Here is a 5,638-nt window from a genome sequence, read left to right as displayed (position 1 = left end):
ATCGAATTTCTTCCCTAAGGGAGTCTGAAAGCCTGCGACCGTCAATATTGTTCATTACTGCCTCATCTATGAAGGCGGTGATAATACCATACGACAGTAGCTACCTATAATAGGTGTAGATCAATAAGTCCGGAGATTAATCACCTCCGGATTTATTAACAAAAGTCTCAAAGAAGCAGCTTGCGAATATCGGTCAACAATTCACCCAGCATTGTCGTGAAACGTGCCGCATCTGCACCATTAATAGCTCTGTGATCATAAGACAGTGACAAAGGTAGCATCAGCTTCGGATCGAAGTCCTTGCCGTTCCACACTGGCTTCATGGCAGCCCTGGACAGACCAAGTATGGCTACTTCCGGCGAATTGACGATTGGAGTAAATGCCGTCCCACCGATAGAACCCAGGCTGGAGATGGTAAAGCAGCCACCCTGCATTTCATCAGGCTTCAGCTTCTTGTCACGAGCCTTACCAGCCAGCTCGATACATTCAGCCGACAGTTCCCACAGGCTCTTCTGATCCACGTTCCTGATCACCGGCACCAGCAGACCGTCTGGCGTATCAACCGCGACACCAATATTGATGTACTTTTTATAGATCAGCGTTTCACCATCCGGGCTCAGGGAAGCACAGAACTGTGGCAGCTCTTTCAAAACATAAGCAACAGCTTTCAGAATAAACGGCAGAGGTGTCAGTTTGGTACCACGGGCCTCGGCCATGGCTTTCTGAGCCTTGCGGAACGCTTCCAGTTCAGTGATGTCACACTCATCAAACTGGGTTACGTGTGGCACGTTCAGCCAGGAACGCTGGAAGTTCTGAGCCGCCACTTTGCGCAGGCGATTCAGGGCAACCTTCTCGATGTCCCCCCACTTGCTGAAGTCGATCTCTGGCATGGCTGGAATACCCAACCCGGAAGAAACACCTTGAGCAGACCCTTGTCCTGAAAGTGCTTTTTCACTAAGGCGCATCTTGACGTACTTCTGCACGTCTTCTTTCAAAATGCGACGACGGGGACCACTGCCGGTCACTTCGGCAAGATCAACACCAAATTCACGGGCCAGTTTGCGCACCGCAGGACCTGCATGGAATTTGCGGTTGGTACGCTCAAGTTCCACAGGATGCGCTTCTGCATGTGGAGGTGGTGCCGATGGTGCGCGGGACGGAGCCTCCTGCTGCGGTGGCACAGTGGCAGGTGCAGCGGCTGCAGGCGCTGGCTGGCTGACAGCCGGTGCTGCAGCACCACCAGACACTTCGATATCCAGAATCAGGTCGCCCTGGCTAAGGGTATCGCCCTCTTTGACCATGATGGCTTTCACGACACCGGCAAACGGTGAAGGCACTTCCATGGTTGCCTTGTCAGATTCCAGTACGATCAGTGACGCCTCTTCTTCAATGTGATCGCCAACGCTGACACAGACCTCAATCACGGGAACATTCTCAGCACCAATATCCGGTACCGTTACTTTCTCCATGCGCGGTCCGGACTGTGGTGCGGGTGCAACTGGCACTACAGCGGCAGGCTCCGGAGCTGCGCCTGAAACCGGCGAAGGCGTTACAGCGGCAACACCACCACCATTGACTTCAACGTCAATCACCAGGTCACCCTGATTCAGGGCATCACCTTCCTTGACGTGAATGGCGGTCACCACGCCTTCTACCGGGGAAGGCACTTCCATGGTTGCTTTGTCGGACTCCAGAACAATCAATGAGTCTTCCAGGGCAACGGTGTCCCCAACCTTCACACAAACCTCAATAACCGGCACATTTTCGGCACCGATATCGGGTACATGCACCGACTCAGTCCGGGAGCCACCGGCCGCTTCAACCACCGGGGCTGCCGCCACGGGGGCTGCTGCTGGCTGCGCAATGTCCGCTGCAGGCTCGACAACCTCAGATGCTGCTGCAGCCATCTTTACCAACGGAGCACCCTCGCTGACATTGTCACCAACAGTCAGCAGCACTTCTGTCACCACGCCATCCCGTGGAGCCGGGACTTCCATGGTTGCCTTGTCAGACTCCAGAACAATCAGGGAGTCTTCGGCCGACACCGTATCACCGGGCTGGACGCAGATTTCGATGACTTCTGCCTCACCACTGCCGATATCCGGAACCTTGATGATTTCGTCACTCATTCCTCATACCTTCTCTTCAGTTCCGGACTCAGCAATACAGAGGGTTAGCTCTGGACGGGTCAATATCAAACTTCCTGATGGCCTCGCTGACCACGGACGCTTCCAGCTCACCATCCTGAACCAGCGCATACAGGGCAGCCACCACGATGAAGTAACGGTCTACCTCGAAGAACCGACGCAGCTGTTCACGGGTGTCAGAGCGACCAAATCCATCCGTACCCAGCGAAACAAAGGTTGTCGGCACAAACTCACGGATCTGGTTAGCGTACTGGCTCATATAGTCAGTCGCGGCGATAACCGGACCTTTACGGCCAGACAGCTGCTGCTCAACCCAGCTGACTTTCTTATCAGCTTCAGGGTTCAGCATGTTGTAACGTCTGGCGTTCTGACCATCCCGGGCCAGCTCGTTAAAGCTGGTTGCGCTCCAGACATCCGATTCAACGTTGAACTCATCACGCAGAATACCGGCAGCCGCACGGACTTCTTCAAGGATAGTGCCACAACCCATCAGCTGGACCTTAAGCCCCTGGTTACGGGAGTTTTCTTCCAGGTTGTAAAGCCCCTTGATGATGCCTTCGATCACTTCAGGGCCTTCCGGCAGCGCTGGCTGACGGTAGTTTTCATTCATGGCGGTGATGTAGTACCAGACATTGTCACCGTTGCCATACATACGTTGCAGACCGTTCTGGATAATCACCGCCATTTCATAGCCGTAGGTGGGGTCATAGCTAATGCAGTTCGGCACCGTGGATGCCAGAATGTGGCTGTGGCCGTCCTGATGTTGCAGACCTTCACCGTTCAGCGTGGTACGACCCGCAGTAGCACCAATCAGGAAACCACGGGCCTGGATATCACCCGCTGCCCATGCCAGATCACCAGTGCGCTGGAAACCAAACATGGAGTAGAACGCGTAGAACGGAATCATCGGCACGTTGTTGCTGCTGTAAGAGGTTGCGGCAGCAATCCAGGCGGCGTGGGCACCCGCTTCGTTAATACCCGCTTCGAGAATCTGCCCCTGTCTGGATTCTTTGTAGAACATCACCTGGTCGGAGTCTACCGGCTCATAGTTCTGGCCTTCCGCAGAGTAAATACCCAGCTGGCGGAACATACCTTCCATACCAAAGGTACGGGCTTCATCAGGAATGATCGGCACAATGTGCTTGCCCAGGCTCTTGTCTTTGGCCAACGCACCCAGAATACGTACGTAAGCCATGGTGGTGGAGATTTCCCGTTCACCACTGCCCTTGGTCACCGCTTCAAAAGCCTCAAGGCCGGGAATCTCCAGCTTAACGTCTGTTTCTACCCGGCGTTGGGGAATAAAGCCACCGAGCTTTTCACGACGCTTGCGCATGTACTTCATTTCCGGGCTGTCAGCGTCTGGTTTGAAGTAAGGCAGGGTCTCAATGTCTTCGTCTTTGATCGGCAGGTCAAAGCGGTCACGGAAGTGCTTCAGGTCATCAACCGGCAGCTTCTTGACGTTGTGGCTGACGTTGGCTGCTTCACCGGTGGTACCGGTACCGTAGCCCTTAACTGTCTTGGCAAGAATGACGGTAGGCTGGCCGTTATGGTTAACCGCCTCGTGGTAAGCAGCGAAGACTTTGTAGGGATCATGGCCACCACGGTTCAAACGCCAGATATCATCATCCGACAGGTGTTCAACCAGCTTCAGCGCTTCCGGGTCACGGCCAAAGAAGTGCTCACGGGTCCAGGCACCGCCTTTTGCCTTACAGTTCTGGTAATCACCGTCAACGGCCTTGTCCATCACTTCCTGCAGCTTGCCATGCTTGTCCTGGGCCAGCAGCGGATCCCAATGACGACCCCAGACGACCTTGATAACGTTCCAGCCAGCCCCCCGGAAGATGCCTTCCAGCTCCTGAATGATCTTGCCGTTACCACGCACCGGGCCATCCAGCCGCTGCAGGTTACAGTTGACCACGAAGATCAGGTTATCCAGCTTCTCACGACCGGCCAGGGAAATGGCACCGAGAGATTCCGGCTCATCCATCTCACCATCCCCGAGGAATGCCCAGACCTTACGGTTTTGATCCTGGGACATGCCGCGGTTAATCAGGTACTTCATGAAGTGAGCCTGATAGATCGCCTGCAGAGGGCCGAGGCCCATGGATACGGTCGGGAACTGCCAGAAGTCAGGCATCAGCTTGGGGTGAGGGTAGGAGGAAAGACCATTGCCATCCACTTCCTGACGGAAATTATCCAGCTGGCCCTCGTCCAGACGACCTTCCAGAAAAGCCCGGGAGTAGATACCAGGTGATACGTGGCCCTGGTAATAAATCAGATCACCTTCACGATCGCTGCCCTGGCCGTGGAAGAAGTAGTTATACCCGATGTCGTACAGAGTGGCACTGGAGGCGAAGGAAGAGATATGTCCTCCCAGGCTGCTGTCCTTCTTGTTGGCCCGCATCACCATAGCCAGCGCATTCCAGCGGACCAGGGAGCGAATACGACGCTCCATAAACAGGTCGCCGGGCATACGGGCTTCTTTTTCCGGTGGTATCGTATTGCGATACGGCGTGGTAATAGCGTATGGCAGCTGCGTACCTTTGGCACGAGCATGCTGGGAAAGCCGGGTCAGCAGAAAATGAGCACGGTCTTCACCTTCCTGCTCCAGGACGGAATCCAGTGCTTCCAGCCATTCCCTGGTTTCTATTGGGTCGATATCATGCATACAAATCGGCTCCGGGATCGATACTGCTACAACAAACTTTGTGATCGTTATTGTTAATGGTTGATTACTTGCAACATCAAGTATACGAACAAGTTTCGTCTAACAGCCAAAGCTTAAAAAAAATTGATACTGATCAAATGTAATATAACTACAAGATAAGCAATTCCCGCAATGAGTACCAGTACTTACATGTATTTTTATTGCAAAAAGTATTGATTTTTATAGAAAAACTTCGCAACAGAGACAACAAAAACGAACACTTTTACTCACAAACTATCAATCCTGGATTCTATTAGCTAAAAACCGAACTATCTCAGGGTCTGCCAACAGAAATTTGGGTATCGTTTAATAGCTGGGTGCTCTATCAATTTGATAACTGACTCATTCGTCAATTAAAACCTTACCTGACATTACGTTTGACCAAAGTTGTTCCCAACGACCTTTACTCTGGATCAGAGACCTTGTCTCCAATAGAACTTCTGCACCTGCTGATTTCCATCTCATGCCTGAACTACATAGCCATAGTTTTCTCTTGGCCTTGATTTCGAGGTGCATTTGTTTCAATTTTCAGGGTGGTGATCGTGATTTTTCTTAGCAGTGAAAGCTGCTGGCTCTCTTATGTTTTCAGAAATTATGAATACGTCAGTTTTCAGTTTGTGGCAGTTGACGTGTATTCATCTGGAATAGCTGCAGCGGTGCGCTATCCAGTAACACATCCCACAGCCAGGCTGCCTGACAAAACAGGTCAGGCTTCTCTGATACCGGTTGCCTGGAACTTTACCGGGCTGACAAGGTCGTACTCTATTGTTGTCATCCCCAAACG

The 5,638-nt window shown here is 52.6% G+C and carries 2 protein-coding genes; both read right to left on the bottom strand.

Going from position 1 to position 5,638, the window contains the following annotated elements:
* Positions 1–167: 167 nt before the first annotated feature.
* A complete protein-coding gene (aceF, locus tag J7438_RS24390; protein WP_209278655.1) occupies positions 168–2,129 on the bottom strand; it encodes a dihydrolipoyllysine-residue acetyltransferase in 1,962 nt (653 codons plus the stop codon).
* Between the two features lie 28 nt (positions 2,130–2,157).
* Positions 2,158–4,815 carry a pyruvate dehydrogenase (acetyl-transferring), homodimeric type gene (gene aceE, locus J7438_RS24385; protein ID WP_209200602.1) on the bottom strand — a complete coding sequence of 886 codons (2,658 nt, stop codon included), beginning with the start codon at positions 4,813–4,815 and terminating at the stop codon, positions 2,158–2,160.
* Positions 4,816–5,638: the final 823 nt, after the last annotated feature.

Origin of the sequence: Thalassotalea sp. G20_0 (assembly GCF_017744175.1) — a bacterium.
Taxonomy (GTDB): domain Bacteria; phylum Pseudomonadota; class Gammaproteobacteria; order Pseudomonadales; family Endozoicomonadaceae; genus Endozoicomonas.
The sequence above is the reverse complement of the archived record's forward strand: the minus strand, read 5'-3'. Positions and strand labels throughout refer to the sequence as shown.

Coding starts and splice junctions, on each gene's coding strand:
- aceF (WP_209278655.1), bottom strand. CDS start 2,129: ATGAGTGACGAAATCATCAAGGTTCCGGATATCGGCAGTGGTGAGGCA.
- aceE (WP_209200602.1), bottom strand. CDS start 4,815: ATGCATGATATCGACCCAATAGAAACCAGGGAATGGCTGGAAGCACTG.